This is a genomic window from Apibacter sp. ESL0404, from assembly GCF_019469245.1.
In the GTDB taxonomy this organism is placed as follows: Bacteria; Bacteroidota; Bacteroidia; order Flavobacteriales; family Weeksellaceae; genus Apibacter.
Genome location: NZ_CP048267.1, coordinates 1,136,457 through 1,161,865, shown reverse-complemented (window position 1 = coordinate 1,161,865; position 25,409 = coordinate 1,136,457). Strand labels below are relative to the sequence as shown.

The window sequence follows — 25,409 nt, the reverse complement described above, 5'->3', positions numbered from 1 at the left end:
TTATAGATGGTTAATAGTTTATATGTTCTGTTACTAGTTAATTAGATAAATAGTACAAATATACATAAAAAGCAACGCTTATTAATGATCATAAATCATATTTACTATTCTAATATTATCTCATCTAAGCCCTTAAGAAAATTCAATTTTTTTCATCCCGAATGGGTATTTTTTTAATCTATTTTTATGTTAACTATGGGAAAAGCAGTAAAATATAGAGTTTAAAAATATAAATTACCGAAATAATAATGGGATCCGATGAGCCTTAGCGGTTATAGCAGATGCATTAGGATGATTCTTGCAGGTAAATCCGTTTTTGGGTGTAAATTCAGATGGTTTTAATCTAATGCCTGTAGATATAAATATACGGTTTATGGTTTTGTTCTGCCTGACTTCAATGTGTAATAGCCCTGTTTGTTTACCTTTATTCTTAATTTCATTTTTCCTGTCGAATATAAAGCGTAATGATAAGCTATCCATGTAATTATAAATTTGATTAAAGGTATCAAAAAATTTGATACTTTTTTAAAAAAAGGTATCAAAAAATTGGCAGAATATGGCAGAATATGGCACAGGTAAAAAAACGTAAAAAAGGGCTATAAACCGCGTAAACACAAGAAAACCCGCTATTTAAGCGGGTTTATTAGCAGAGAGGATGGGATTCGAACCCACGATACGGTTACCCGTATACTACCTTTCCAGGGTAGCCTCTTCAACCACTCGAGCACCTCTCTGTTTAGTAGAGCGCAAATATAGAAATATTTTTAAATTGAACCAACTATTATATAATCTTTATTAAAATTAAATTTTAACGGGATGAACGTTTAAATTTATATTTCAATAAGCAATTAATAATATAGATATAAAACTCAAATTGTATTAAAACTCTGTTTTTGATTACACTAATTATAAAATAAAAAAACAACTAAGATTATCTTAGTTGTTTTTTTATAATAATAAGAATTTATTTACTATTAACTATACATATCATCGATTAGAAATTTAAATTTTTCTAATACAATTTTACGTCTAACTTTTAAAGTAGGAGTGATCTCACCGGAATCCATGTTAAAATCCATAGGAAGCAATTGAAATTTTTTAATTTTTTCAAATCCTGCTAAATGTTGCTGAATATGATTGATTCTCGCAGTGAACAAATCTTTTATTTTTTGATGAGATATCAGCTCCTCAAAAGAATTAAAATGAATATTTAAATTTTCTGCAAAATGTTTCAAAGCCTCAAAGTTAGGTACTAATAAGGCCGTTACATATGGTTTATTATCACCCACAACCACAGCTTTCTCAATATAATTATCATTGGTTAAAAGATTTTCAATCGGCTGCGGACAAATATATTTACCGTTAGACGTTTTCATTAAATCTTTAATGCGATCAATAATAATTAAATTACCGTTTTCGTCAAATTTTCCTGCATCACCGGTTTTGAACCATCCATCGGCAGTAAAAGCATCTTTAGTCTCTTTTTCCTTCTTATAATAACCTTTAAAAACCCCGTATCCTTTAATTAAAATTTCATTCTCATCGCCTATACGTATTTGTACTCCTGTCATGGGCTTACCAACTGAATTATAGTCATAGTTTTTCAACGGAAAAGCTGCCACAGTCGCAGTGGTTTCAGTTAAGCCATATCCCACGCATAAATGAATTCCAATACAATCCAAAAATTCTGTTATTTCAGGACTGATCGAAGCTCCTCCCACAGGAATAAATCTAAGATTACCTCCCAATTGTTTCTTAACTTTTTTGAAAAACAGTGTATCAACGATTTTATACTTAAGGGCTAAAAACCAAGGGATTTTTTTGTCGTTTCTTTTTAGATTGGAGTATTTTTGACCAATTTTCAAAGAGGATGTAAATAATTTCTTTAAAAATTTGGGACTGCTTTGGATTTTTTCATTAACAGAAATATAAATCTTTTGGAAAAGGCGAGGAACCGAACACATGGTTGTTGGTTTCACTTCTAAAAGAAATTGTGATATTTCTTTCGGATTTTCACAAAAGCTAAGCTGCCCACCACTTGACAGTACAAAAGAGCTCCAACATTTCTCGAATACATGACTTAATGGTAAAAACACTAATGAATTTTCATTTTTAGGAGTAAAACCAAAGAACCTTTCATGAGCTTTACAAGCTTCGATAAAATTTCCGTGAGAAAGCATTACGCCTTTAGGTTCTCCGGTTGTTCCGGAAGTATATATTATAGAAGCGATATCGTCTTTATCTTTAGAAACCACTTCACAGTCTGTTGACTGATCTTTAATCAAATCATAAAAATGATAGGAATATTTACTTTGTAATTCAATAAAATTCTTAGCAACTAAAATATGTTCAAGAGAAGTTCCTTTAGAATAGATCTTTAAACAATTCGTATATTGTTTTTCATTTCCGGCAAGAATAATTTTTACATTAGCATCATCTATGATGTATTCAGCTTGTTCAGAAGTTAGAGTAGCAAAAATCGGTACAGTAACAGCACCAATAGTAAGAATCGCTAAATCTAAAATCATCCATTGCGGCATATTATCAGCATATATGGCAATCTTGTCATCAGGTTTAGCACCTAAAGACTTTAGAGCATTGGCTGTTTGTTTAACTAAATTAGTAAACTCTAACCAAGTATACGATTTCCATTCATGATTTTCTTTAAAATTTAAGGCTACTTTAGAAGATAATACTTTATTATCAAGTATGATTTGCGAAAAATTCATATATAATTTTTTTTATCGAAATTTAGAATAAGATAAACCTAAATCTCGAAATGTAAAGTTAAGAATAATATAATTCTTATGAAATTAAGGTATGTTAATTATTTCAAAAATTAGTTAATTTTTGGCTAGATTTAGTAATATATGTACTTTTATATCCTAAAATTAGTAAAGAAATGGTATCAGGAATTGTAAATACCTTTATCCAGTGGTATGTAAAGAAAAGGGTTAAGCAAATGGAAGTGTTCATTAATCATCCTGAAGATACCCAAAATGCCGTATTAACAGCCCTTTTATATAAGGCAAAAGATACCGAATACGGAAAAAAATATAAGTTTAATCAAATAACTTCATATAAGGATTTCAAAAATCAAGTTCCATTAGTACATTATGAAGATTTCGAACCTTATATAACGAGAGCAAGAAAAGGCGAAAAAAATGTTATATGGCCCGGAATAATTCAATGGTTTGCCAAATCATCCGGTACAACCAATGCTAAAAGTAAATTTATTCCAATTACTGAAGATAGCTTGCAAGAATGTCATTATAAGGCAGGAAAAGATTTATTTTCAATGTATGCTTTCCATAATCCAAATACAAAAATTTTTCAATGTAAAAATTTAAGGTTGGGAGGAACCAGGGAAAATTACGCCGGTTTTGATTCGAAATATGGAGATTTATCTGCCGTTTTAATAGATAATCTACCCTTTTGGGCAGAATGGAAAAGCACTCCAAATAAAGAAGTTTCTCTTTTAAAAGATTGGGAAATCAAATTACCGGCAATTGTAAAACAAGTCATTACGCAAGATGTGGGAAGTTTTACCGGAGTTCCCTCCTGGATGATGGTATTATTAAGAAAAGTATTGGAAGCTACAGATAAAAAATACATTGATGAAGTATGGCCGAATGTTGAATGTTTCTTTCATGGGGGAATAAGTTTCACTCCTTATGTTGAGCAGTATGCATCCATATTTTCCAAACCGATTAATTATTATGAGATTTATAATGCTTCCGAAGGGTATTTTGCCATGCAAGATACCAATGAAAGTAAAGATATGCTCTTAATGCTCGATTATGGTATATTTTATGAGTTTATACCTATGGATGAGTTTTATTCGGATAATCCGACAGTTATATCCATTGAAGATGTAAAGTTAGACACCAATTATGCATTGGTTATAACAACTAATGGCGGATTGTGGAGATACATTATAGGAGATACGGTAAAGTTTGTTTCTAAAAATCCGTATCGAATAAGAGTTACGGGAAGAACCAAATTTTATATTAATGCATTTGGTGAAGAATTGATGGTTGAAAATGCTGAAAAAGCCTTAAAAGAGGCGGAAAAAGAAACCCAAGCGATAATATCCGAATATACGGCCGGGCCGATATTTATGAAAGGAAAAGAAAAAGGTTCGCATGAGTGGATCATAGAATTTGCGCGTCAACCGAATTCTCTGGAAAAATTTACGGAAATTTTAGATAATGAATTGCAGAAATTAAATTCTGACTATGAAGCCAAAAGATATAATAATATGACATTAACAATGCCCAAAGTACATTCAGCAAGACCTCATCTTTTCTATGACTGGATGAAGCAAAGAGGTAAATTGGGTGGTCAAAATAAAATACCCCGTTTAGCTAATGACAGGGAATATTTGGATTCATTGCTGAACTTAAACCATAAATAATCTAAAAACTTTAATAATGAAACAATTTTTTTTAATTTTAGGAACTACTCTAAGCTTACTTGCCTGTTCATCTAAAAATAACACCCATTCGGTCATTGTAGGAAATGATGCAGACGAACACGGGTGTAAAAGATCTACCGGTTCTCAATGGTCGCAAATTAAAAGAGATTGCGTTCAACCGTTTAGTGTAGGAATTAAATTAAAACCAGTTTCCACAACCTCTACTCAAGCAGCTTATATACTTGTAGATAAAGATCGTATAGAAATATTTTCATCTGAAATACCCGGTTCAGTGATCGCACAGAAGATAAATGATACTGAATGGAAAAATGGAAATTGGGTAGTAAAAAAAATTAATGATATCTATGAATTAGAAAAAGACGGCAAAACGCTTTACAAAAATAACTAATAAGGATTTCTATTCAATATAATACTAGTTTACGAAAAATTATATGGTAAAACTACAGAAACTTTGGGTAACTCTATTTTTAAAAAGTAGGATATTTTTAAAAGTTTTAAGTTCAAATCTATAAAGCATATATATATTAGAAAATGTGAAAATTTATTGCCTTTGATCCATAAAATTTGAAAATAAATAATTACATTTAGAAACAGTATTAATAAATAAGAGGATGATCCAGTCACCTTTAGCAGAAAGAATGCGTCCGAAAACCCTTGAGGACTATCAATATCAAAATCATTTAATAGGAAAAGACGGTCCCATTAAACGAATGGTGGAAAGTGGAAATCTAGCTTCCATGATTTTTTGGGGTCCTCCGGGAACAGGAAAAACAACTCTCGCAGAAATAATAGCCCATGAATCTCAAAGAGACTATTATACACTTAGTGCGGTAAGCTCCGGAGTTAAAGAAGTAAGAGAAGTAATAGAAAAGGCTAAAAATCAAAATTTATTTACCGGAAAAAGTCCTATTTTGTTTATTGATGAAATCCACCGATTCAACAAGTCGCAGCAAGACAGTTTATTACAAGCCGTTGAGAAAGGATGGGTCGTATTAATCGGAGCAACCACGGAAAATCCCAGTTTTGAAGTTGTATCAGCACTATTATCCAGGTGTCAGGTATATACCCTTTATCACTTAGATAAAAAAGCGTTGTCCAATTTATTGCACAGGGCTATAACAGAAGATGAAATTTTGTCCCAAAAGAAGATAATCATAGATGAAGAAGAAGCCTTATTGCAATATTCAGGAGGCGATGCCAGAAAACTGTTAAACAGCTTGAATTTAGTTGTACAACAATTCAGTGATCAGGAGGAAATCCATATAAATAATGAAGAAATAAAAAAAGTCATTCAACAAAATATGGCTTTGTATGATAAAGGAGGAGAACAACATTACGATATCATTTCCGCCTTTATAAAGTCGATTCGAGGTTCAGATCCCAATGCAGCCGTATATTGGTTAGCTCGAATGCTGGATGGGGGAGAAGACATTAAATTTATAGCCCGAAGGATGGTTATTTCCGCTTCAGAAGATATAGGTATGGCCAATCCTACAGCTTTAATATTAGCAAATAATACCTTTCAAGCGGTAAATGTCATTGGAAATCCCGAAGCAAGAATTTTATTAAGTCAGTGTGCCATCTATTTAGCAACCTCTCCTAAATCAAATGCTTCCTATTTAGCAATAAATTCAGCCTTAGCATACGTTAAAGAAACAGGAAATTTGCCCGTTCCTCTACCAATAAGAAATGCACCCACTCAATTAATGAAAGAGCTGAATTACGGTTCAGGATATAAATATGCCCATGATTATCCGGGAAATTTTGTATATCAAGAATTTTTACCCGATCAAGCTTCTCATCAAAGTTTTTATCAACCCGGTAATAATCCGAGAGAAAACAAACTCAGAGATTATCTTAAAAATTTGTGGATGGATAAATACAATTTTTAATATGATCACAGAATTGACTAAAATTCAGTGATATAAAAGATGTAGTAAAAATAGAATAAATCTTCCTTATAGTCCTATTTTAATATTTCCAATATTGCCTTTCAATGGTTGCAACTAAGATAAGAATCTTAGTTCGTCTCTATATTTGAATCATTAATTAATTTAGTTATACGTATTTTTGTATAGGAAATTTCAGTAACAGATATGTCATTAGAACTTCAGTTAAAAACATTACCTAACAAACCGGGAATTTATCAGTTTTTTGATGAAAACCAGAAAATTTTATATGTTGGAAAAGCTAAAAACTTAAAAAAAAGGGTTTCATCTTATTTCAACAAAGAACATGTAGGTAAAACTAAAGTTTTAGTTTCAAAAATTAAAAATTTAAAAATTACGATTGTTGATACTGAATACGATGCATTATTGTTGGAAAATAATCTGATTAAAGAATTTCAGCCGCGATATAATATTCGTTTAAAGGATGATAAAACCTATCCTTGCATATGCATTAAAAATGAACCCTTTCCAAGAGTTTTTTTAACCAGAAAACTAATAAAAGACGGTTCTGAATACTATGGACCCTATAGTTCCGTAGTAGTTGCCAAAGCACTATTAGAGTTAATAAAAAGTATCTATCCCTTACGAAGTTGTAATTTAGATTTAACTCAAGAAAAAATTGAATCACATAAATTTTCCGTTTGTCTGGAATATCATATCCATAATTGTTTAGGTCCCTGTGAGGAATATCAAACGCTTGAAGATTATTTAGAAAATATCAAAGAAATACGGGATATTATCAAAGGTAATATATCCGAACCTTTAGCATCCTTACGAAAAAAAATGATGCAGTATTCTGATAAAATGGAATACGAAAAAGCACAGCAAATAAAAGAAAAACTAGATATTTTAGAAAAATATCAAGCGAAATCAACCGTAATTTCACCCACTATATCCAATGTGGATGTATTCGGAATAACTTCCGATGAATCGGCTGCTTATGTTAATTATTTTAAAATTGTAAAAGGTAGAATCATTCAATCCTATACAACTGAAATAAAAAAACAGTTGGATGAATCCGATGAAGAAATATTACAAAAAAGTATAATTGAAATACGAGAAAAATTCAATTCAGTATCTAGAATCATTTATATTCCTTTTCCTGTAGATATTAAAATACCGGATGTAAAATTATATATTCCTAAAATAGGGGATAAAAAGAAAATATTAGATTTATCTGAAAGAAATGCCAAAGAGTATAGGTTAGAAATGCTAAAACAGGTTAAAATTGTAGATCCCGAACGACATTCCAACCGAATTATGGCTGAAATGAAAACGCTTTTACATTTACCGGAAGAACCACGATTAATTGAAGGTTTTGATAATTCCAATATACAAGGAACCAATCCGGTTTCTGCCTGTGTTGTCTTCCGCAACGGCAGACCGAGTAAAAAAGAGTATCGTATTTTTAATGTTAAAACAGTAGAAGGACCTAATGACTTTGCTACTATGGAGGAGGTAATATATCGCAGATACAAAAGGCAATTAGAAGAAAATAACGAATTACCTCAACTTATTCTAATTGACGGAGGAAAAGGTCAGTTAAGCTCTGCCTATAAATCATTGGAATTACTGGGATTGGCGGGAAAAATACCTATTATCGGGATCGCCAAAAGGTTGGAAGAACTCTATTTTCCCCATGATTCCATCCCTTTATACTTGGATAAAACTTCAGAAACCTTAAAAGTGTTGCAAAAAGTTCGGGATGAGGCGCACAGGTATGGAATAACCAGGCACAGAAATAAAAGAAGTAAAAAAACATTCACGACTGAACTGGAAACAATACCCGGAATTGGAAAAAAAACCATTGAAATACTTTTAAATCACTTTAAATCCGTACCAGCCATAAGACAGGCTAGCGAAGATGAAATTCAAAAGCTTATTGGTGATAAAAGAACTTCAATAATCCTAAATTATTTTAAAACGGATAAATAAGTTTTATTAAACCTCTTAAACTCGATAAAAAAGTTAATCGGATAAAATCGTTACTATTATTAAAAGATAATAGTATTTTTGCTTGTTATTTTTAATTATAAAAATTTATGAATTATACATTTTATTCTAAAATTGGATTGCTTTTTATTTTTATATTGAGTTTTCAACTATGTATCTGTCAAAAAAGATCAACCAATCATTTAGCCGCCTTACATGCCGTAAAAAAAATTTTAACTGCCAGTACCAATCAAAGTTTTTCCGTACTAAAAGATACAGGTTCATTTCTGATCAATACAAAAATGGAAGAAGCCTTACCCGATGAACTTAAGGATATTAATACGAAACTCGAAACCTTAGGCTTATCCAGTATCGTTGAAAGTGAAAAGCAAAACATCGGAAATGCAGCTCAATCTTCAGTTAATTTATTTAAACCTATCATTAATTCTGCAATTAAAGACATCACGCCTATAGAGGCTGCTAAAATTATAGCAGGTGGAAAGGGAGCAGCCACTCAATTTTTGAAAAAGAAAACGGAAGCGAAACTTTTTGAAGCAATACAACCCGAGGTTGAAAATGAATTAAACAGCAGTGGAGTAACCGCATTGGTTAATTCTGCGTTAAACAACAAAACAATTCAAAATGCCTTAGCCATGATTACGGGAAACCCTGCTTCAACAACTGAAAACGGAGCTAATTCGATTGCAAAGTACGCAACTAGTCAAATTGTTAATGGATTTTTTCAAGTAGCAGAAGAATATGAAGTAAAAAATTCCAATCTTTCTACAGATCTTATTAAATCGTTAGTTAAATAAGCTAATAAGAAAGCTATTTTTGAATTAAACAGTATCTATCACTTAATTTTAGTCATTCGGAAAAAAGTAAAGAAATGGTTAAAATAGAGGATTAGATAACTAAAATAAGTTTTATTAAAATAAAATTAAAAAAAGCCATTCTGATTAGAATGGCTTTTAATGTATCAAAGATAATTTATTACTTTATCATTTCGTAACTTCTCTTAATAAAATCAGTAAGATCTTTACCTTTTAGTATATTTTGAGAAAGTTTAGCTAAGTCTAAAGCTTGTTTAATAATGGAAGCTTTTTCGTCTTTGTTTTCCTTCTTTAATATCTCGGAAGCAATAGGATTATTGGTATTAACGACAAGATTATAAGATTCAGGGAAATTACCCATCATGCCGTACATTCCACCGCCCACTTGTTGCATATCTTTCATTCTTCTCATAAATTCCGGCTGAGTCAAAATAAAAGGAGCGTCATCCTTACTTAAATTTTCTAACGAAATAGTATACGTTTTAGAATCTACATTTTCCTCAATTTCTTTTTTAAGAGTTTCTTTTTCTTCATCGGTTAAAACAGATACGGTGTTTTCGTCCTTCTTGATAAGATTGTTAATATGATCTGCATCTACTCGTACAAAAGAAATATTTTCTTTAGACGTTTCCAATTTTTGAATTAAATGAGGAACTATTGGAGAATCCAATAATAAAACTTCATAGCCTTTTTGTTTAGCCGTTTGAATGTATTGATCTTGCTCATCTAAATTGGTAGCATACAAGATCACTAATTTACCATCTTTGTCGGTTTGGTGATCTTTAATCTTATCTTTTAACTCGTCGAACGTATAATATACATGATCTACTGTAGGATAAAGCGCGAATTTATCTGATTTTTCATAGAATTTTTCTTCAGAAATCATTCCGTATTCTATTACTATTTTAATATCATTCCATTTCTTTTCAAAATCCTCGCGGTTTTCATTAATTAAAGAAACCATCTTATCAGCCACTTTTTTGGTGATGTAAGAAGAAATTTTCTTAACAGCGCCGTCAGCTTGTAAATAAGAACGAGAAACGTTTAACGGAATATCGGGAGAATCAATAACCCCTCTCAATAACATTAAGAAATCGGGAACGATGCCTTTAACCTCATCGGTAACAAAAACTTGATTTTGATATAATTGGATTTTGTCTTTATCTAAATTCAGGTTATTGGCTAATTTAGGAAAGAATAAAATTCCGGTTAAATGAAACGGATAATCTACATTCAAATGAATGTAAAATAAAGGTTCATCAAATTGCATCGGATACAGCTCATGGTAAAATGCTTTGTAATCCTCATCTTTCAATTCAGAAGGAGACTTTGTCCATGCCGGATTAGGATTATTGATGATATCATCAACGATTACTTTTTCGGGTTTGGCATCTTTATCAGCACCCTCAGGTAGCGGTAACATTTCTTCCTTAGTTCCGAATTTAATCGGAATAGGCATGAATCGATTGTATTTTAACAGCAGCTCGCGAATTTTGTATTCTTCTAAAAATTCAGAAGAATCTTCGGCAATGTGTAAAATAATTTCAGTACCGCGATCTTTTTTATCTGCAGGACCTAAATCGAATTGAGGACTTCCGTCGCAAACCCATTGCACGGCCGGAGCATCTGTATAAGATTTAGTTATGATTTCCACTTTATCGGCAACCATAAAAGCAGAATAGAAGCCTAAACCGAAATGACCTATAATGCCTTCTTTTTCAGCATCTTTGTGTTTAGAAATAAAGTCTTCAGCTCCTGAAAACGCTACTTCATTAATATATTTCTGTACTTCTTCTTCTGTCATACCGATTCCTTGATCGATAATATGAAGAGTTTTATCTTCTTTGTTTATTTTAATTTCAATAATTGGACTGCTATATTCAACATTAGCTTCTCCAATATTCGATAAATGTTTAAGTTTTAAAGTAGCATCGGTAGCATTAGATACCAGCTCACGTAAAAATATTTCGTGATCGTTATATAAAAACTTTTTAATCAGTGGAAAAATATTTTCAACCGATACATTAATATTTCCTTTTGCCATATATTTTTTTTATTTTTTTTCGATTTATTAATGAAAATTAATTTTTAAAAGTCAAAAAAAGTACCAATGAAAATCTTATGACAAAATGACGGGAAACAAAGGTAAAAGGCGGATTAGCAATAGATAATTTTTATTTCCATTATTTAAAAATGTATTCACAAATGAATTTACTATATACTATCCAATTTTTTATTTTCTAAAATAAGATAAATTTATTTTAATTTTTTATCTTTAATAGTTTAAATTAAAATTTTTATAAACTTTATTTTAAATGTAAATAAAATGATAAGAAAAGCAGTTAAAGGAGATTGTAAAAGATTAATGGAATTAGTACAAGAATTAGCCGATTTTGAAAAAGCACCGGAGGAAGTTACCGTAAATCTATCCCATTTTGAAGAAAGCGGATTTGGAGATCATCCCGTTTGGTGGGCGTTGGTAGCTGAAGATGAGAAATCTAAAACCCTTATAGGTTTTGCATTATACTATGTGAGATATTCGACATGGAAGGGGCAACGCCTGTATCTTGAAGATCTTTATGTATGCCCCGATTGGAGAGGAAAGGGAATAGGAAGTCAACTTTTTGAGGCTGTGATCAAAGAAACTAAAGATAAACAATTAAACGGGATGGTATGGCAGGTATTGGAATGGAACGAAACGGCGATAGAATTTTATAAAAAGTATAATGCAAAATTTGATGCAGAATGGATCAATTGCAGTATTGATTTATAGTTTCAAGCGTTAAAAAAATGTATCAATTGGTTTATTTTATGCAGCAAAGTATATAATTTACATTTTTTAGTGTTGAATCTTTAGTTTTAGTTGTGATTTGGTAAAAAATCATTGTTAATTTAGGAATAGATTTATCGAAAATGTAAGATTTTAACAGATATATATAATTAAAAAAACAGTTATTTTTCGAATTTCATTATATTTGTAAAATTTATTAAATTCCGTATAAAATAAGATAAATTTTATCTGAAATTATATATTATTTGAAAATAGAGCAAAAATAATTACAATTTTTTATACTAATACTAAATTACTAACTGTAAAGAATTAATTTTGAAGAATTTAAAGTCTGATAGAACAAAGAAAGAATTAAAAAGAGGATTATCTAATCGACATATACAACTTATCGCTTTAGGCGGCTCCATAGGTACCGGTTTATTTTTAGGAATCGGACCGGCTGCTGTCATGGCAGGACCATCCGTTATTTTAGGTTATACCATTGCCGGATTTATAGCATTTATGATTATGAGGCAACTGGGAGAAATGGTGGTTGAAGAACCGGTATCGGGAAGTTTTAGTCATTTTGCCAACAAATACTGGGGACCTTTTGCAGGTTTTGCTTCCGGTTGGAACTATTGGTTGTTATACACGTTAGTAAGCATGACGGAATTAACCGCCATAGGAACGTATGTACATTTTTGGTGGCCGGAAATTCCATTATGGGTATCGAGTTTATTCTTTTTTGTGGTTATTAATTTAATTAACCTGGCTAATGTAAAGATTTACGGAGAAGCAGAATTTTGGTTTTCAATCATAAAAGTTATTGCAATCATTGCTATGATTGTTTTTGGAAGCTATCTTTTGATAAGCGGTTCGGGAGGCCCTAAAGCATCCATAACTAATTTATGGAACGACGGTGGATTTTTTCCTAAGTGCTTATTTAATTCAGATGGAGCAGGAGGTTATCAAGGATTACTTGCCGCAATGGCTTTCATTATGTTTTCTTTCGGAGGGTTGGAGCTGATCGGGATCACTGCTTCGGAAGCAGAAAATCCTGAAGTAACTATCCCTAAAGCAACGAATCAGGTAATATACAGAATCCTTATTTTTTATACCGGAGCTCTACTGATTTTATTTTCACTTTCTCCGTGGAGAGAAATAACAACAGGAAGCAGTCCGTTTGTAACTGTTTTTGATACCCTTAACGGTTTTAGTTTTACATTATTAGGTCATACTTTTTATTTTACAAGCATCATTGCAAATGTTCTGAATGTGGTGGTTTTAACTGCAGCCCTATCTGTTTATAATAGCAGTGTGTACAGTAACAGCAGGATGTTATATGGTTTGTCCGTACAAGGAAATGCTCCTAAATTTTTATCGAAACTGAATGCCAATCATGTACCGGTAATGGCCATATTGGTTTCCGCCTTATTTGCTGCTGTTTGTGTTATTGTAAACAAAGTAATGCCGAAAGAAGCTCTTAATTATTTAATGTCGTTAGTAGTTTCTTCTCTAATCATCAATTGGATAATCATCAGTTTAACCCATTTTTATTTTAAAAGAAGTAAAAATAAAGAAGGAGTGTTTAAAACTAAATTTCCTTCTTTATGGTTTCCGCTGGGAAATATTATTTGTTTGATATTCTTAGTTGGAATTTTACCCATTATGTGGTTTACCGGTATGGAATTATCTATTGAGCTGATTCCTGTATGGTTGTTTGTTCTGTATTTCTGCTATAGATTTCCTAAATATAAATGGATCTTATTAATTATATTTTTAGCCTATTTTCTCTGGAGAATTTACTGCTTAATTTAGTGGGTTATTATATTTTCAAACATACAATGATTAAGAAATAGATTAGGGTTCTAATTAATTTAAAAAAATTAATTAGAACTTGTAAGCTTTTCTAAAGCATATTGTATCATTTTATCTATAGAGGAATAAGGATCTTTACTAAAAGTACCTGCATAACGGTTAGCTACAATAGTGTTTAATGATAAAGCACGATGCCCCATCAATTGAGATAAACCGTAAATGGCTGAAGTTTCCATTTCAAAATTGGTAATTCTGTGATTTTTATATTCGAATCGATTAAGTTTTTCGTTCATCTTTTCATCATCTAAGTCCAAACGTAAAATTCTTCCCTGAGGACCGTAAAAACCAATAGCGGTTGCAGTGATACCGGCTCTGACGGCTGAATTTTCACACATATGGTCTAGTAATTCCTGAGATCCGTCTACAACATAAGGAACTGCTCTTTTTTTATTCCAGTGGGTTTGCGATGTAAACGCTTCTGCAATTTCATTGGTGTAAAAATTTTCAGTATTTGCGTAAAAGCTCATTAAACCGTCAAATCCTAATCCTTTAGATGAGGCAACCATCGTATCTACCGGAATATCGGACTGTAAAGAACCGGAGGTTCCTAATCGAACAAAAGTAAGTCGGGTAGGGGTAGATTTAATTTTCTTATTAACTAAGTCAATATTGGCAAGAGCATCCAACTCATTCAAAACGATATCAATATTATCGGTACCCATACCTGTGGATATTACAGTAAGCCTTTTTGCGTTAAGTGTTCCCGTGTGTGTAACAATTTCTCGTTTTTGAGACGTAACTTCAATGGAATCGAAATATTGTGACACTTTAGGTACACGTCCCGGATCACCAACCAGTATAATGGTATCTGCCAGCTCTTCGGGTTTGATATTGCAATGATAAATACTCCCGTCGGGATTTAATACTAATTCTGAATTTGATAATTTAGAAGGCATAGTTTGTAAAGCTAATTTTTTTAAATTTGATATCTATATTTTATCCGCCCACTCGTTTAACGGAAAATCCTTTTTCTTTTAAAATATCCATTATTTTATCTCGATAATTTCCCTGAATAACAATAATTCCGTCTTTGGCAGATCCGCCCACACCTAATTGGGATTTTAGTTCTTTGGCAAGTTGTTTTAAATCTTCATCTGCTCCGTTATAATTTTCCAAGATAGTAACGGGCTTTCCATTTCTCCCTTTTTTTTCATATTTACAAATAATAGGGTCCTCCTGCATAAATAATTCTTTTTCAGGGGTGGAAGATGATTCTTCAGGTTCTTCAAACTGATGATTCGGAAATAATTTCTTAAGCTGATCTTGCAAATCCATGGTGTTGCTTTATATATACAATTACGAAATTAGTAATTTTTTATTGTAAGGAATGGATTTTACTTATCTATAGTTTGAAATTATTGAAAGGAATTGTTTCAATTAATAAAAAATCTATACGATCGTGTATGAAAAGTAATTTTAGTTTAATTTTGAATTTAAAAGAATTCAGGTAAAATGCTAGAGATACGAAAAATAAGTGAAAGAGATATAGAATCATTGGTTCATATAAGTTATAAAACGTTTGTTGAAACTTTTGGAAGTTCAAATACCCAAGAAAATATGGATCGTTATTTGAATGAACATGTAAATTCAGATCAATTGAAATCCGAGTTAGCTGATTCCAATTCTGAATTTTATTTTGCCGAAATCGATCAGAATCCTATAGGTTATTTTAAAATTAATTTTGGAGAAGCTCAAACGGAAATTAAAGAAAATGAGGGAATGGAAATTGAACGGATATATGTTCTTAGGGATTTTCAAAAACAATTTATAGGACAACAATTATTTAATCAGGCCATTGCCATAGCTAAAGAAAGAAATTGCACTTATGTTTGGTTAGGAGTTTGGGAGAAAAACACTAAGGCTATAAAATTTTATCAGAAAAATGGACTCAAGGTTTTTGATACGCATTTTTTTGTATTAGGAGAAGATAAGCAAACGGATCTTATGATGAAATTGGAATTTTAATATATGTATTTGATCAATTATAATTTATATAAAAATTTCTTGAATTGAATACGTTGAAGCATATAAACAAAAAAATACTATTTAAACATTAAATAGTATTTTTTTAAACTTTTTTATTCTATTACCTTGATTTTATGATCTTGTCCATTTCCAATCTTGATTTTGGAGTTTTAGAAGGTTGATTATTGTCATCCGGATTTCTATATCCAATGGCTACAGCGAAAAGGGTTGTATAATCGTTGAGTTTCAATATTTCATTATATTTTTTAGGCTCAATGCCTTCCATAGGAGTACTGTCAATACCTAAGGCGGCACAGGCACTTAAAAAGAATCCTAAGGATAGATATACTTGTTTTTGAAACCAAGATTTTATTTCAAATTCTGATTGCGGTTTCAGTACTTGATTATAATAAGCCATGCTGCCTTCAGGCAAATAATTAGGCATTTCCTCTTCAAATTTTTTGACATTATCCAGAGCAGTAAACACTATGATATGGCTGCAATCTTTTATTTTTTGTGAATTAAATTCAGAAGCTCCCGCTAATTGATCTTTAAGTGACGGATCTGATATAAAATAAAATTTCCAAGGTTGGCTGTCGATGGAAGAGGGACTAAGCCTCAAGATTTCTTTTAATTTTTGAATATTTTCTTCAGATACTTTTTTAGTGGGATCGTATAATTTAGTAGTATACCTGGTTTTTGCTAATTTCAAAAAATCCATATTTTCTAATTTTAAAATTTAAATAATTATTTATTCTGTTACTAAGTTATGAAGATATGACGAATTAATAAAATTATAGGGTTAATACTGAGATATTTTTACTATTTGATTAAAATCTTACAGTAATAAAAAATTCTATTTAGCATTAGTTTAAATGCTCTTCAAAAAATCGTTCCAATGTATCAAAAGGTATGATTGTTACGTTATCATATAATTCCACATGAACAGCATTTGGAATTAGTAGTAATTCTTTAGGTTCTGAAGCCGATTGATAGGCATCTTCACTGAAATATCGTGAATGTGCATTTTCTCCGGCAATTAATAATATCGGACGGGGTGAGATTTCTTTAATATAGGTTAAGATAGGCATATTCATAAAGGAGAGGGGATTGGTAGCATTCCAAGCTCCCGTTGAATTCAAAGAACGTTCATGAAATCCTCTGGGTGTACGATAGTAATCGTAATAATCTTTTACAAATTGCGGTTCATCGCCATTTAATTTCACAGGATTTAATAATGGGCCTGCATGAAATATGCCATCTTCTGCATCCATCCATCGTTGCTCACTCAATTGCTTTAAAATGTTGGTTCGCTCTTCTAAAGTCATTTTATCAAAATATCCTTTGGACATCACCCGGGACATATCATACATACTTGTTGTGGCAACAGCTTTTACTCGTTTGTCTACCGCCACAGCGTTTAGGGCAAATCCTGCCCATCCGCAAATACCAATAATTCCAATTCTATTTTTATCTACATTTTTTTGAATTCCCAGAAAATCAACGGCTGCACTAAAATCTTCAGTATTAATATCAGGAGATGCTACATTGCGAGGTTCCCCTCCGCTTTCTCCTGTATAAGAAGGATCAAAAGCCAATGCAATAAAACCTCGTTGTGCCATTTGATTGGCATACAATCCCGAAGCTTGTTCTTTAACTGCTCCAAAAGGTCCACATACAGCAAGAGCGGGCAGGGGGTTGTTAGTGTGTTTTTTAGGGATATATAAATCTCCGGTAAGACTAATTCCGTAGCGATTTTTAAATGTAACTTTCTGTCTTGTTACCTTATCGCTTAACGTGAATGTGTAATGTTCGGTTTGTTTTGTCTGATTCATTTCTACTTGATGTTTATTTTGCTGACCTGCTGCCCAAATAACTAGGTTCATTGCCAGTAATAGGATTATTTTTTTCATTCGTTGATGATTAATGGTACTAATAAAATCATTATTTCAACCTTATTAATGATATAATTGTATGGTTTGAATGATATTTATTTTTTCAAGTAAAAGTATAATGGGATTTCTTTTTTTATTTTGTTGTACGGTTCATTTTAATATTCTATAAGGCTCAATTGTAGAAACGAAATATACGTATCAAGTTTATTTAAATACAAAACAATACTAATATCAAAAATTTAATTAGTATTTATAGTTCTAAAATAGTCATCAATTTAAAATTGATAGATTTAATTATATATTATTTTTTTATATCAATATAATTTTTTGAAAATATGATTAAATAATATCTGTGGAATTTAAGTTTTAGATAAAATATTTAGATTTTTGTTATCTTTGCAAGATAATATAAAATTTAATACTATGAATAAAAATTTTACAATTTTTTTATTTTCATTTGCTTTATTTTCTTGCTCAAATCCTATGAAAAGAGAATATAATGCAATAAATTTAGATAGAGATATAATAGCTATCGAAAAGATTGAGAATATGAACCAAGAGGATAAAAATATTCTTAAGGAATGGTTAAGGAATTCAAATTTAAAACATCATTTAACAGGTAAAACATATAACCAAATTTTAGAAGATGCTAAAAAATTTGCTGAAATGGATGAACAGTTTTTACAAGATAAAATTAATAACGATGATGAAAATGAAGAAGATAAAGTAAATAAAGCTTTAAATATATCTATTAATGATTATAATCATAAACCTGCTAATATTAATGATTATCAATTTAATTCTTATCATATATTTAAATATACTATACATAACAATTCGGATAAAGAAATTAAAGCGATCAAATTCGGTTTTCATATTTACAATGCTTTAGGAGATGAAATTGGAGATGGTTATATGAAAAGTTTTACTGATAAAAGAATTAAGCCTTATGGGACATATAAAGGAACGATGAGTTTTGATGCAGAAAATGATATTAATGACCTGAAATTGGTTAATTCAAATTTTGACGATTTAATATTCAATTTTACAGTTAACAAAATTGTTTATACAGATGGAACTGAATTGATGTAAATGATAGGATTAAATTATAATACAAAAAAGAATGATTAAAGTTTTATAAATTTTATTTAAATAATTTCAATTAAAAATTTAAAAATTAATTTTAAGTCTGATATAAAAAATATCAGACTTTTATTTACAAAAATTTTTCAAAAATTTTTATAATGTTTTTTTTCCTTGCAATATATATTATAAAAGCTGAAAGTTTATTAAATAATATGAATGAATCTTTAATTTTGAAATATTTAATTTTCCTATAATTTATATTATGTTAAATAGAATATTTAATACTGTTATTTAAGTTTATCGATTCTATCTCCAAATTAGTTGAGCCTATATGAAAATAAATTTTGTCAACATATTGGAAAATATAATCAATCATCAATTTTTTAATTGAAGAATTGATACCTGTTCTCCAGTATTTCACTGCTATAAAAGTATATCCGATTACGATGCTTTTGTCATTTTCCGAATAATCATAAAACCGAGTACTTCCGATTAATTCTCCGGTTGCTTTATCAATAATTTTAAAAGCTCCTTTACTTTCAACTGCTTCTTTAAAAAATACTTTGAATACGTCTTCTTTCCAACGATTATGACAAGGATGTTGCCCAGATTTTTTTATCTTTTACTACTTGATACAAACTCTCAAAATCGTTGATTTCTAAGGGTAATATTTGTACATAATCATTTTCTAAATTGGGTTGAATTGAAAAATTCATTGTATTAATTCTTAAGGTTTAGTTTTTTATAAATTTTTTTAGGAATGGCTTTTTTGTTTACTAAAATTGCGGTGGTTTTGAATTGTACGTAATTTTTTGTGACGTATAAATATCCTTGATAATCATTGCTTATTCCCCAAGAATTTTTAACTAAATAATATTCCTTACCGTTTTGGTCTTTTGCCAAGCCCACTATATGCATGGCATGATCATCTGTTGTAGTTTTATTATTAAAGGCTTCCTGACGCAATTCTTCAGTGATAACCTTTTCCGGCTTGGGATAATTGAATAAATTTGCTTTTTCTTCGGAAGAAATGGAATAAATATTCGTATCGGGAACATAAGCGATACCATTTTTCCAACTGAAATACGGCTCGCTAACATCGCTGGCCCATCCAATCGTATATCCCGTTGATAAAGCATGATCAATAATTTCAGTCAATTCCTTCATGGGAACATTGTACATCTTGTCTCCACTCCAATTATCAGGTAATGGCGGATAAAATGGTGTATAATATTCGTAATCTTTAAAAGAAGAAATTTCTATATAATCATTTGGATCTAAATCAACAATTTCTTCTGCAAATGTTTTAGGTGTATATTCTTTTCCCTTATAAATAAATGTTTCAGGAACTTTTCCAATGTATTTATCTAAAATAGATGAAAAATTTTGCGTCCATTGGGTATTAATAGGTGCTTTTTGAGATTTTACCGTATCTAAATACTCTTTAAGTTCTTGCTGCATTTTACTGAAATTATTCTTTATAGCACCATTAATTAGTCCGGTATAGGCTTCCTGAGGAACCATTCCATATTTTTTGTACATATTAATAACATCGTGTAAAGAACCTCCATCACCATAATTAACGTAACCGTCCATTAAAATATAATTTTTGGCTTTATCCTCGTAAGTTTTTCTGGCAGTGTATATTTCTGCTATATCTAATACCCGATGATGTTTTTTATATATTTCAGATTCTAAAAAAGAATTTCCTGCATAACTCCAGCAAGTCCCTGAAGATCCTTGATTTTTTACGGAAGTATTATCCAGTTGTTTTATGATGGTAAAACGAAAATCGGTATGGGTTGACTTATTATCTTTAATTTTATTGATTAAATCATCTTGAGCATAACTTATTGAAGGTAAGATCCATAATGCCATTACAAAAAAGATGGTTTTCTTCATAATTTGATAATTATTTTTTATCGTTTGCTTTCTTTTTCTTTTTGTTAAAGTAATCGTATGCAAAATATCCTCCTAACAATAAGATAAATACAGGTATATAATTAGTTTTATCTTTAAGCGGAACATTTGTGTTAACGGTACGAAACATTCTATCCCATCTTATTTTGAATTTGGCAGGATGCCCGAAAGGATCATTTTCGAATAAACCTTGAATGCTTAACCAGGTAAAAATAGGAGTTCCTATAATGTGATCTTCCGGTACATATCCGAAATAACGGCTGTCTAAAGAATTATCTCGGTTGTCCCCCATCATCCAATAATAATTTTGTTGGATGGTATAGGTGTTAGTTTCCTTACCGTTTATGTAAAATTTGCCTTCCTTTTCCTTCAAATCATTATATTCATAATTTTTAATGATTCTTCTATATTGATCTATATTTTGACGGGTCAACGTAATAATATCCCCTTTTTTAGGTATCATGAGAGGTCCATATTGAGAGCCGTTCCAACCACTATGAAGGGGAAAAATGGAATTAGTTGTATCAATTTTTGTTTTTGCTATATCTCTATAATGGATGCCCTCCTCTCCTTTATTTGCATATAAAATCTGAATAGAGTCTACCGTATCAAAATTTTTTATTTTGTTTGCATTTTCTTGGGTAAGCCCTTTGAAATAATAAATAGTATTACCCTGTTCGTTCATTCCTTCTTGATACGTGGCATAACCCAATAGATCTTCAATTTTTCTTTGACTGATTCCGGCTTGGGTTGTATATACTAAATAGTCTCTTTGTTGTTCTTCATCTTTTTTTATTTCTTCGGGTTTTCCATTGATAAATAAATTTCCATCAATCAATTGAATTTTATCTCCCGGTAAACCCACACAGCGCTTAACATAAGGATCTTTCCTATCGATGGCAGTATGCAAAGAATCTGTAGGATAATTAAAAACAACGATATCATATCTGTTAACCTTTGTCCAACCGGGAAGTCTCATATACGGCAAACGAATTTTATCTACATAAGAATTTATTTGATTTTGAGGCTGTTGATTGTTTCCCAACGGAATTTTATTTTGTAAAAAAGGCAACGCTACCGGAGTCATCGGAATTCTTATTCCGTAATTCAACTTACTGACAAATAGGAAATCTCCTACCAGCAAGGTTCTTTCCATAGAAGCAGTCGGAATGGTAAACGGTTGAATGACGAAAGCATGGATGACTGTGGCAAATATAACGGCAAACAATACGGCAGATATAAATGTTTCTTTTCGTTCTTGTTTACCACTGTATTGTGTTTCAGGTGAATAGTTTATATATGCTAAAAAAATAAATGAGAAGAATAAAACTAAAACGGCATCTAAATACGAACGACGATTGTAATGTCTTATAAAATCTACTAATATAATAGCTCCCATAATTGGACCGACAATCGGGATAAATACTATAATAAACCACCACCAAGGTCGATGAATAATTTTTAAAGTAACTAAAATATTATAAAAAGGAACTAAGGATTCCCATGCTTTTCTACCTGCTTTTTGAAATAATTTCCAAGCAGTCAGGAAATAAAATATATTTGAAAGTAAAGCGAATAGTAAATAATAAGTTAAATAATGCATGAGATAATCTTTAAATCTTTTTAATATTTAGTTATTTAGTAGCCTAAAATAAAATAGTTTTTATCTAAAAGCCTAATACATCTTTCATGGTGAATACCCCTTTTTTTCCGATAAGCCATTGGGCTGCAATTAATGCTCCCATAGCAAATCCTTTTCTAGAATGGGCTACATGTTTCAGTTCAATATCGTCTATAGGCGAATTATAAATCACAGTATGTGTTCCGGGAACATCATGAACTCTTTTAGCTTCAATTCCCAATAAATTATTATTGGTTTTATAGGATAAATTCCATCCGTCAAAACCATAAATCGGTATGATTTCATCTGCAAGCGTTATGGCAGTACCACTGGGTGCATCTTTTTTTTCTGTATGATGAATTTCTTCAATGTGAACCGTATATTCCCGGAACTTCTGCATAATTTCAGCCGCTCTTTTATTTATTTCGAAAAATAAATTAACGCCTAAACTGTAATTGGAAGAATAAATAAATCCCCCGTTATGCTTTGCGCAATATTCTTTTACTTGAGGAAGTTTATCTAACCAGGCAGTTGTTCCACAAACAACAGGTATACCCAATTCTAAACAAGCAATTACATTTTCATAAGCAGTAGAAGGAGTTGAAAATTCAATAGCTACATCCGCACCATTTAAATTTTTTTGAGTTGGTTTTTCTTCTAATCGGGCTACAATTTCGTGATTATGATTTTTAGCTATTTCTTCAATGGCCTTACCCATTTTACCATAACCTACTAAAGCTATTTTCATAAGAATATATATTATTTTTTATAAACATTAATCATTTTAAAAAGACAAGCAAAATGAAAGTCCTACTTTTTGATTAGTAAACCAGGTATCGGCGTCTTCCATAATAACAGGTCGTACGGCAAGATCTTTATCTTTGTCGAATATTGATAGATGAGCATCAACGGTGGCATCAACAATATTTAAAAGATAAGCCAGAGAAGTCAGCACAATCGCATAATCCCTGTTTCTCCTTTCCGAATCTTGAGCGTTAGCTAAAACTTTAGGACTGATTCCTGCTACATCTGAAAATCGATGCTTTTGTCCGCTAAGTTCCGCTAAATAGGCTTTGTGATATTTATTATATCGATTGTCGTAGTATTTTATAAAACCGATCCCCGCACCAATAACCCCTAGCACAATAGGAGCTTTAATATATTTTTTATTGTACAATTGTCCTAAACCGGGAAGTATGGCAGAGTATAAAGAAGCTTTCAGAGGGCTTCTCAACATGGTTTGAGTAAGTGAATCTGTATGATTAATATTGCGTATTATAACGCCATCATCACTAATGGTGGCATGGTTTGTTTCTTGATTTTGCGCTAAAATAAAACAAGTAAGAAATAATGAAAGTATAACCAATATTTTCTTTTGTATCATTCTAATAATTTCTGAATTCTTTCAAATTCTTCCGTGGAATCAAAATTAATGATAATTTTTCCTTTTCCTTTTTCTGTAGCCTTTATTTCAATAGTTGTTTCGAAATAATCCTCAAAATTTTTCAAACCCTTTTTTAAATGATTGGGTAATTCTTTTTCTTTGGAAACTTTTTTGCTTTTAGGATTTTTAAAGGTTCGAATGAAACTTTCGGTTTGTCTTACGGATAATTGTTCACGTACAATTTTTTCATAAACAAATAATTGTTTCTCTTGCTCTTCCAAGGATATGAGCGCCCTTCCATGTCCCATGGAAATTATCCCGTCTCGGATTCCCGTTTGGATAATCGGAGAAAGTTTTAAAAGTCTTAAATAATTGGTTATGGTGCTTCTGTCCTTCCCTACTCTGTTACTCAAATTTTCTTGAGTAATATTGATTTCTTCAATTAATTTTTCAAAGCTTAAGGCAATTTCGATAGGATCCAGATCTTTTCGTTGAATATTTTCAACTAAAGCCATTTCTAAAAGTTCCTGATCGTTAGCTAATCGAACAAATGCAGGTAATTTTTTTAAACCGGCCTGTTTGGAAGCGCGATATCTCCTTTCTCCCGAAATTAAATCGAATTTGTCTCCATTTTTACGAACAGTTATTGGTTGTATTAATCCTAACTGTTTAATAGAAATGGATAATTCATCTAATGCTTTTTGATCAAAATTAGTTCTGGGTTGATTGGGATTGGTTATGATATCATCAAGTGAAATTTCCAAAATGTTACCCACTAATTCTTCTGCTCCTTTTTCTTCGGCAGAATTAACTTTTTTAGAATTCTCACTTAAGATTGCGGATAGACCTCTACCCATAGCTCTTTTTTTGTCTATAGCCATAATTTATTTAACTTCAGCCTTGTTTTTATTTAATACTTCTTCAGCAAGTAAGATATAGTTTATAGCACCTTTGCTTTCTGCGTCATATTTTAATATGGATTCGCCAAAACTCGGAGCTTCGCTTAATCGCACATTTCTTTGTATGAGACTGTCAAACACCATATCCGGAAAATGAGTTTTGACTTCTTCTACCACTTGGTTCGATAAACGTAAACGGGCATCATACATAGTTAATAATAACCCTTCAATAGTTAGATCCGGATTGTGCAGTTTTTGCACGCTGTTTATCGTATTAAGGAGTTTTCCTAAACCTTCTAAGGCGAAATATTCACATTGGATGGGAATTATTACAGAATCGGCAGCAGTTAAAGCATTTAAAGTAATTAATCCTAATGACGGGGCACAATCAATGATTATGAAGTCATATTCATCTTTTATATCTTTTAAAGCTTTTTTTAACATGTATTCTCTATTAACCTTGTCAACCAATTCAATTTCAGCAGCAACAAGATCTATATGAGCCGGTATTAATTCCACATTTGGGGAAGTAGAAGGTTGTATGGCATCTTTGGCAGAAGCACTGTGTTCCAACACTTCATATGTACCATATTCTACTTCTTCGATATTAATACCTAATCCGGAACTGGCATTTGCCTGAGGGTCTGCATCGATGAGTAAAACTTTTTTTTCAAGCACCCCTATGGCCGCAGCCAAATTTACGGCTGTGGTGGTCTTTCCAACTCCTCCTTTTTGATTAGCTATAGCAATAATTTTTCCCATCAGTATAATAAAATTTCAAGCTGTAAAAATACAATTTTTAAACGGTATATTCAGAAAAAATTATCAACATTAGAGGG

General features: G+C 31.1%; 24 protein-coding genes and 1 tRNA gene. 9 read left to right on the top strand and 16 right to left on the bottom strand.

What is annotated here, in order from left to right; translation table 11 throughout:
- Nucleotides 1-234: 234 nt before the first annotated feature.
- The 3 genes from GYM72_RS04900 to GYM72_RS04890 all read right to left on the bottom strand — a co-directional run bounded on the left by GYM72_RS04900 (nucleotide 235) and on the right by GYM72_RS04890 (nucleotide 2,729).
- Entirely contained in the window at nucleotides 235-480 is a 246-nt protein-coding gene (locus GYM72_RS04900) for a hypothetical protein (protein WP_220263626.1), read from the bottom strand.
- 167 nt (nucleotides 481-647) lie between these two features.
- Nucleotides 648-734 (bottom strand) — tRNA-Ser (locus GYM72_RS04895).
- A gap of 240 nt (nucleotides 735-974) precedes the next feature.
- Nucleotides 975-2,729, bottom strand: a complete 1,755-nt coding sequence (locus tag GYM72_RS04890; protein ID WP_220263625.1) for a long-chain fatty acid--CoA ligase — start codon at nucleotides 2,727-2,729, stop codon at nucleotides 975-977.
- Nucleotides 2,730-2,902: 173 nt separating this feature from the next.
- Between GYM72_RS04890 and GYM72_RS04885 the strand changes: the two genes are divergently transcribed.
- From GYM72_RS04885 to GYM72_RS04865, 5 genes are all read left to right on the top strand, one after another.
- The gene (locus GYM72_RS04885) at nucleotides 2,903-4,417 is read left to right on the top strand and encodes a GH3 auxin-responsive promoter family protein (RefSeq protein ID WP_220263624.1); all 1,515 of its coding nucleotides are present in this window, start codon (nucleotides 2,903-2,905) and stop codon (nucleotides 4,415-4,417) included.
- A gap of 16 nt (nucleotides 4,418-4,433) precedes the next feature.
- Nucleotides 4,434-4,826, top strand: a complete 393-nt coding sequence (locus GYM72_RS04880) for a hypothetical protein (RefSeq protein ID WP_220263623.1) — start codon at nucleotides 4,434-4,436, stop codon at nucleotides 4,824-4,826.
- A gap of 226 nt (nucleotides 4,827-5,052) precedes the next feature.
- On the top strand, nucleotides 5,053-6,330 hold the full coding sequence (locus tag GYM72_RS04875) for a replication-associated recombination protein A (protein WP_220264957.1): 1,278 nt from the start codon (nucleotides 5,053-5,055) through the stop codon (nucleotides 6,328-6,330).
- A gap of 204 nt (nucleotides 6,331-6,534) precedes the next feature.
- Entirely contained in the window at nucleotides 6,535-8,322 is a 1,788-nt protein-coding gene (gene uvrC / locus GYM72_RS04870; protein ID WP_220263622.1) for an excinuclease ABC subunit UvrC, read from the top strand.
- A 107-nt stretch (nucleotides 8,323-8,429) separates the two neighbouring features.
- Nucleotides 8,430-9,134, top strand: coding sequence for a DUF4197 family protein (locus GYM72_RS04865; RefSeq protein ID WP_220263621.1), 705 nt, complete (start codon nucleotides 8,430-8,432; stop codon nucleotides 9,132-9,134).
- A 178-nt stretch (nucleotides 9,135-9,312) separates the two neighbouring features.
- Here GYM72_RS04865 and htpG read toward each other — a convergent pair whose 3' ends face one another.
- Entirely contained in the window at nucleotides 9,313-11,196 is a 1,884-nt protein-coding gene (htpG, locus tag GYM72_RS04860; RefSeq protein WP_220263620.1) for a molecular chaperone HtpG, read from the bottom strand.
- A gap of 282 nt (nucleotides 11,197-11,478) precedes the next feature.
- Between htpG and GYM72_RS04855 the strand changes: the two genes are divergently transcribed.
- Together GYM72_RS04855 and GYM72_RS04850 are read left to right on the top strand one after the other, a co-directional pair.
- A complete protein-coding gene (locus tag GYM72_RS04855) occupies nucleotides 11,479-11,925 on the top strand; it encodes a GNAT family N-acetyltransferase (protein ID WP_160556663.1) in 447 nt (148 codons plus the stop codon).
- 333 nt (nucleotides 11,926-12,258) lie between these two features.
- Complete coding sequence (locus tag GYM72_RS04850) at nucleotides 12,259-13,740, top strand: amino acid permease (protein WP_220264912.1); 1,482 nt, start codon at nucleotides 12,259-12,261, stop codon at nucleotides 13,738-13,740.
- A gap of 68 nt (nucleotides 13,741-13,808) precedes the next feature.
- On the opposite strand, the gene GYM72_RS04845 is transcribed toward GYM72_RS04850, so the two are convergent.
- The gene (locus tag GYM72_RS04845; protein ID WP_220264911.1) at nucleotides 13,809-14,696 is read right to left on the bottom strand and encodes a nucleoside phosphorylase; all 888 of its coding nucleotides are present in this window, start codon (nucleotides 14,694-14,696) and stop codon (nucleotides 13,809-13,811) included.
- A 40-nt stretch (nucleotides 14,697-14,736) separates the two neighbouring features.
- Nucleotides 14,737-15,075: a translation initiation factor gene (locus tag GYM72_RS04840; protein WP_220233144.1), complete on the bottom strand. Its 339-nt coding sequence runs from the start codon at nucleotides 15,073-15,075 to the stop codon at nucleotides 14,737-14,739.
- 177 nt (nucleotides 15,076-15,252) lie between these two features.
- Here GYM72_RS04840 and GYM72_RS04835 point away from each other — a divergent pair, with 177 nt between their 5' ends.
- Nucleotides 15,253-15,765 (top strand): GNAT family N-acetyltransferase, encoded by a 513-nt coding sequence (locus GYM72_RS04835; RefSeq protein WP_220264910.1) that lies wholly within the window; start codon nucleotides 15,253-15,255, stop codon nucleotides 15,763-15,765.
- Nucleotides 15,766-15,886: 121 nt separating this feature from the next.
- Here GYM72_RS04835 and GYM72_RS04830 read toward each other — a convergent pair whose 3' ends face one another.
- Both GYM72_RS04830 and GYM72_RS04825 read right to left on the bottom strand, forming a co-directional pair.
- Nucleotides 15,887-16,486, bottom strand: coding sequence for a nitroreductase family protein (locus GYM72_RS04830; protein WP_220264909.1), 600 nt, complete (start codon nucleotides 16,484-16,486; stop codon nucleotides 15,887-15,889).
- 145 nt (nucleotides 16,487-16,631) lie between these two features.
- A complete protein-coding gene (locus tag GYM72_RS04825) occupies nucleotides 16,632-17,678 on the bottom strand; it encodes an alpha/beta hydrolase (RefSeq protein ID WP_220264908.1) in 1,047 nt (348 codons plus the stop codon).
- Nucleotides 17,679-18,083: 405 nt separating this feature from the next.
- Between GYM72_RS04825 and GYM72_RS04820 the strand changes: the two genes are divergently transcribed.
- Nucleotides 18,084-18,752: a hypothetical protein gene (locus GYM72_RS04820; protein WP_220264907.1), complete on the top strand. Its 669-nt coding sequence runs from the start codon at nucleotides 18,084-18,086 to the stop codon at nucleotides 18,750-18,752.
- Nucleotides 18,753-19,011: 259 nt separating this feature from the next.
- Here GYM72_RS04820 and GYM72_RS09900 read toward each other — a convergent pair whose 3' ends face one another.
- From GYM72_RS09900 to GYM72_RS04785, 8 genes are all read right to left on the bottom strand, one after another.
- Nucleotides 19,012-19,239, bottom strand: a complete 228-nt coding sequence (locus GYM72_RS09900) for a GNAT family N-acetyltransferase (RefSeq protein WP_370626055.1) — start codon at nucleotides 19,237-19,239, stop codon at nucleotides 19,012-19,014.
- A gap of 94 nt (nucleotides 19,240-19,333) precedes the next feature.
- Nucleotides 19,334-19,462, bottom strand: coding sequence for a hypothetical protein (locus tag GYM72_RS09895; RefSeq protein ID WP_255571590.1), 129 nt, complete (start codon nucleotides 19,460-19,462; stop codon nucleotides 19,334-19,336).
- A gap of 4 nt (nucleotides 19,463-19,466) precedes the next feature.
- Entirely contained in the window at nucleotides 19,467-20,648 is a 1,182-nt protein-coding gene (locus GYM72_RS04810; RefSeq protein WP_220264906.1) for an aminopeptidase C, read from the bottom strand.
- Between the two features lie 10 nt (nucleotides 20,649-20,658).
- Entirely contained in the window at nucleotides 20,659-22,269 is a 1,611-nt protein-coding gene (lepB, locus tag GYM72_RS04805) for a signal peptidase I (RefSeq protein WP_160542093.1), read from the bottom strand.
- 64 nt (nucleotides 22,270-22,333) lie between these two features.
- A complete protein-coding gene (gene dapB, locus GYM72_RS04800) occupies nucleotides 22,334-23,035 on the bottom strand; it encodes a 4-hydroxy-tetrahydrodipicolinate reductase (protein WP_160556652.1) in 702 nt (233 codons plus the stop codon).
- Between the two features lie 36 nt (nucleotides 23,036-23,071).
- Nucleotides 23,072-23,671 (bottom strand): DUF5683 domain-containing protein, encoded by a 600-nt coding sequence (locus GYM72_RS04795; RefSeq protein ID WP_220264905.1) that lies wholly within the window; start codon nucleotides 23,669-23,671, stop codon nucleotides 23,072-23,074.
- Nucleotides 23,668-24,552 (bottom strand): ParB/RepB/Spo0J family partition protein, encoded by an 885-nt coding sequence (locus GYM72_RS04790; RefSeq protein ID WP_105297598.1) that lies wholly within the window; start codon nucleotides 24,550-24,552, stop codon nucleotides 23,668-23,670. Before GYM72_RS04790 ends, GYM72_RS04795 begins: the two co-directional genes overlap by 4 nt.
- A gap of 3 nt (nucleotides 24,553-24,555) precedes the next feature.
- Entirely contained in the window at nucleotides 24,556-25,332 is a 777-nt protein-coding gene (locus GYM72_RS04785) for a ParA family protein (protein ID WP_220264904.1), read from the bottom strand.
- Between the last annotated feature and the right edge of the window lie 77 nt (nucleotides 25,333-25,409).

What these genes read in the sequence shown, in the direction of transcription:
- GYM72_RS04880 (WP_220263623.1), top strand. Translation starts at nt 4,434, where the DNA reads ATGAAACAATTTTTTTTAATTTTAGGAACTACTCTAAGCTTACTTGCC.
- GYM72_RS04785 (WP_220264904.1), bottom strand. Translation starts at nt 25,332, where the DNA reads ATGGGAAAAATTATTGCTATAGCTAATCAAAAAGGAGGAGTTGGAAAG.
- htpG (WP_220263620.1), bottom strand. Translation starts at nt 11,196, where the DNA reads ATGGCAAAAGGAAATATTAATGTATCGGTTGAAAATATTTTTCCACTG.
- lepB (WP_160542093.1), bottom strand. Translation starts at nt 22,269, where the DNA reads ATGCATTATTTAACTTATTATTTACTATTCGCTTTACTTTCAAATATA.
- GYM72_RS09895 (WP_255571590.1), bottom strand. Translation starts at nt 19,462, where the DNA reads ATGAATTTTTCAATTCAACCCAATTTAGAAAATGATTATGTACAAATA.
- GYM72_RS04865 (WP_220263621.1), top strand. Translation starts at nt 8,430, where the DNA reads ATGAATTATACATTTTATTCTAAAATTGGATTGCTTTTTATTTTTATA.
- GYM72_RS04810 (WP_220264906.1), bottom strand. Translation starts at nt 20,648, where the DNA reads ATGAAGAAAACCATCTTTTTTGTAATGGCATTATGGATCTTACCTTCA.
- GYM72_RS04825 (WP_220264908.1), bottom strand. Translation starts at nt 17,678, where the DNA reads ATGAAAAAAATAATCCTATTACTGGCAATGAACCTAGTTATTTGGGCA.
- uvrC (WP_220263622.1), top strand. Translation starts at nt 6,535, where the DNA reads ATGTCATTAGAACTTCAGTTAAAAACATTACCTAACAAACCGGGAATT.
- GYM72_RS04900 (WP_220263626.1), bottom strand. Translation starts at nt 480, where the DNA reads ATGGATAGCTTATCATTACGCTTTATATTCGACAGGAAAAATGAAATT.
- GYM72_RS04840 (WP_220233144.1), bottom strand. Translation starts at nt 15,075, where the DNA reads ATGGATTTGCAAGATCAGCTTAAGAAATTATTTCCGAATCATCAGTTT.
- GYM72_RS04885 (WP_220263624.1), top strand. Translation starts at nt 2,903, where the DNA reads ATGGTATCAGGAATTGTAAATACCTTTATCCAGTGGTATGTAAAGAAA.
- GYM72_RS04795 (WP_220264905.1), bottom strand. Translation starts at nt 23,671, where the DNA reads ATGATACAAAAGAAAATATTGGTTATACTTTCATTATTTCTTACTTGT.
- GYM72_RS04820 (WP_220264907.1), top strand. Translation starts at nt 18,084, where the DNA reads ATGAATAAAAATTTTACAATTTTTTTATTTTCATTTGCTTTATTTTCT.
- GYM72_RS04790 (WP_105297598.1), bottom strand. Translation starts at nt 24,552, where the DNA reads ATGGCTATAGACAAAAAAAGAGCTATGGGTAGAGGTCTATCCGCAATC.
- GYM72_RS04830 (WP_220264909.1), bottom strand. Translation starts at nt 16,486, where the DNA reads ATGGATTTTTTGAAATTAGCAAAAACCAGGTATACTACTAAATTATAC.
- GYM72_RS04890 (WP_220263625.1), bottom strand. Translation starts at nt 2,729, where the DNA reads ATGAATTTTTCGCAAATCATACTTGATAATAAAGTATTATCTTCTAAA.
- dapB (WP_160556652.1), bottom strand. Translation starts at nt 23,035, where the DNA reads ATGAAAATAGCTTTAGTAGGTTATGGTAAAATGGGTAAGGCCATTGAA.
- GYM72_RS04855 (WP_160556663.1), top strand. Translation starts at nt 11,479, where the DNA reads ATGATAAGAAAAGCAGTTAAAGGAGATTGTAAAAGATTAATGGAATTA.
- GYM72_RS04845 (WP_220264911.1), bottom strand. Translation starts at nt 14,696, where the DNA reads ATGCCTTCTAAATTATCAAATTCAGAATTAGTATTAAATCCCGACGGG.
- GYM72_RS04835 (WP_220264910.1), top strand. Translation starts at nt 15,253, where the DNA reads ATGCTAGAGATACGAAAAATAAGTGAAAGAGATATAGAATCATTGGTT.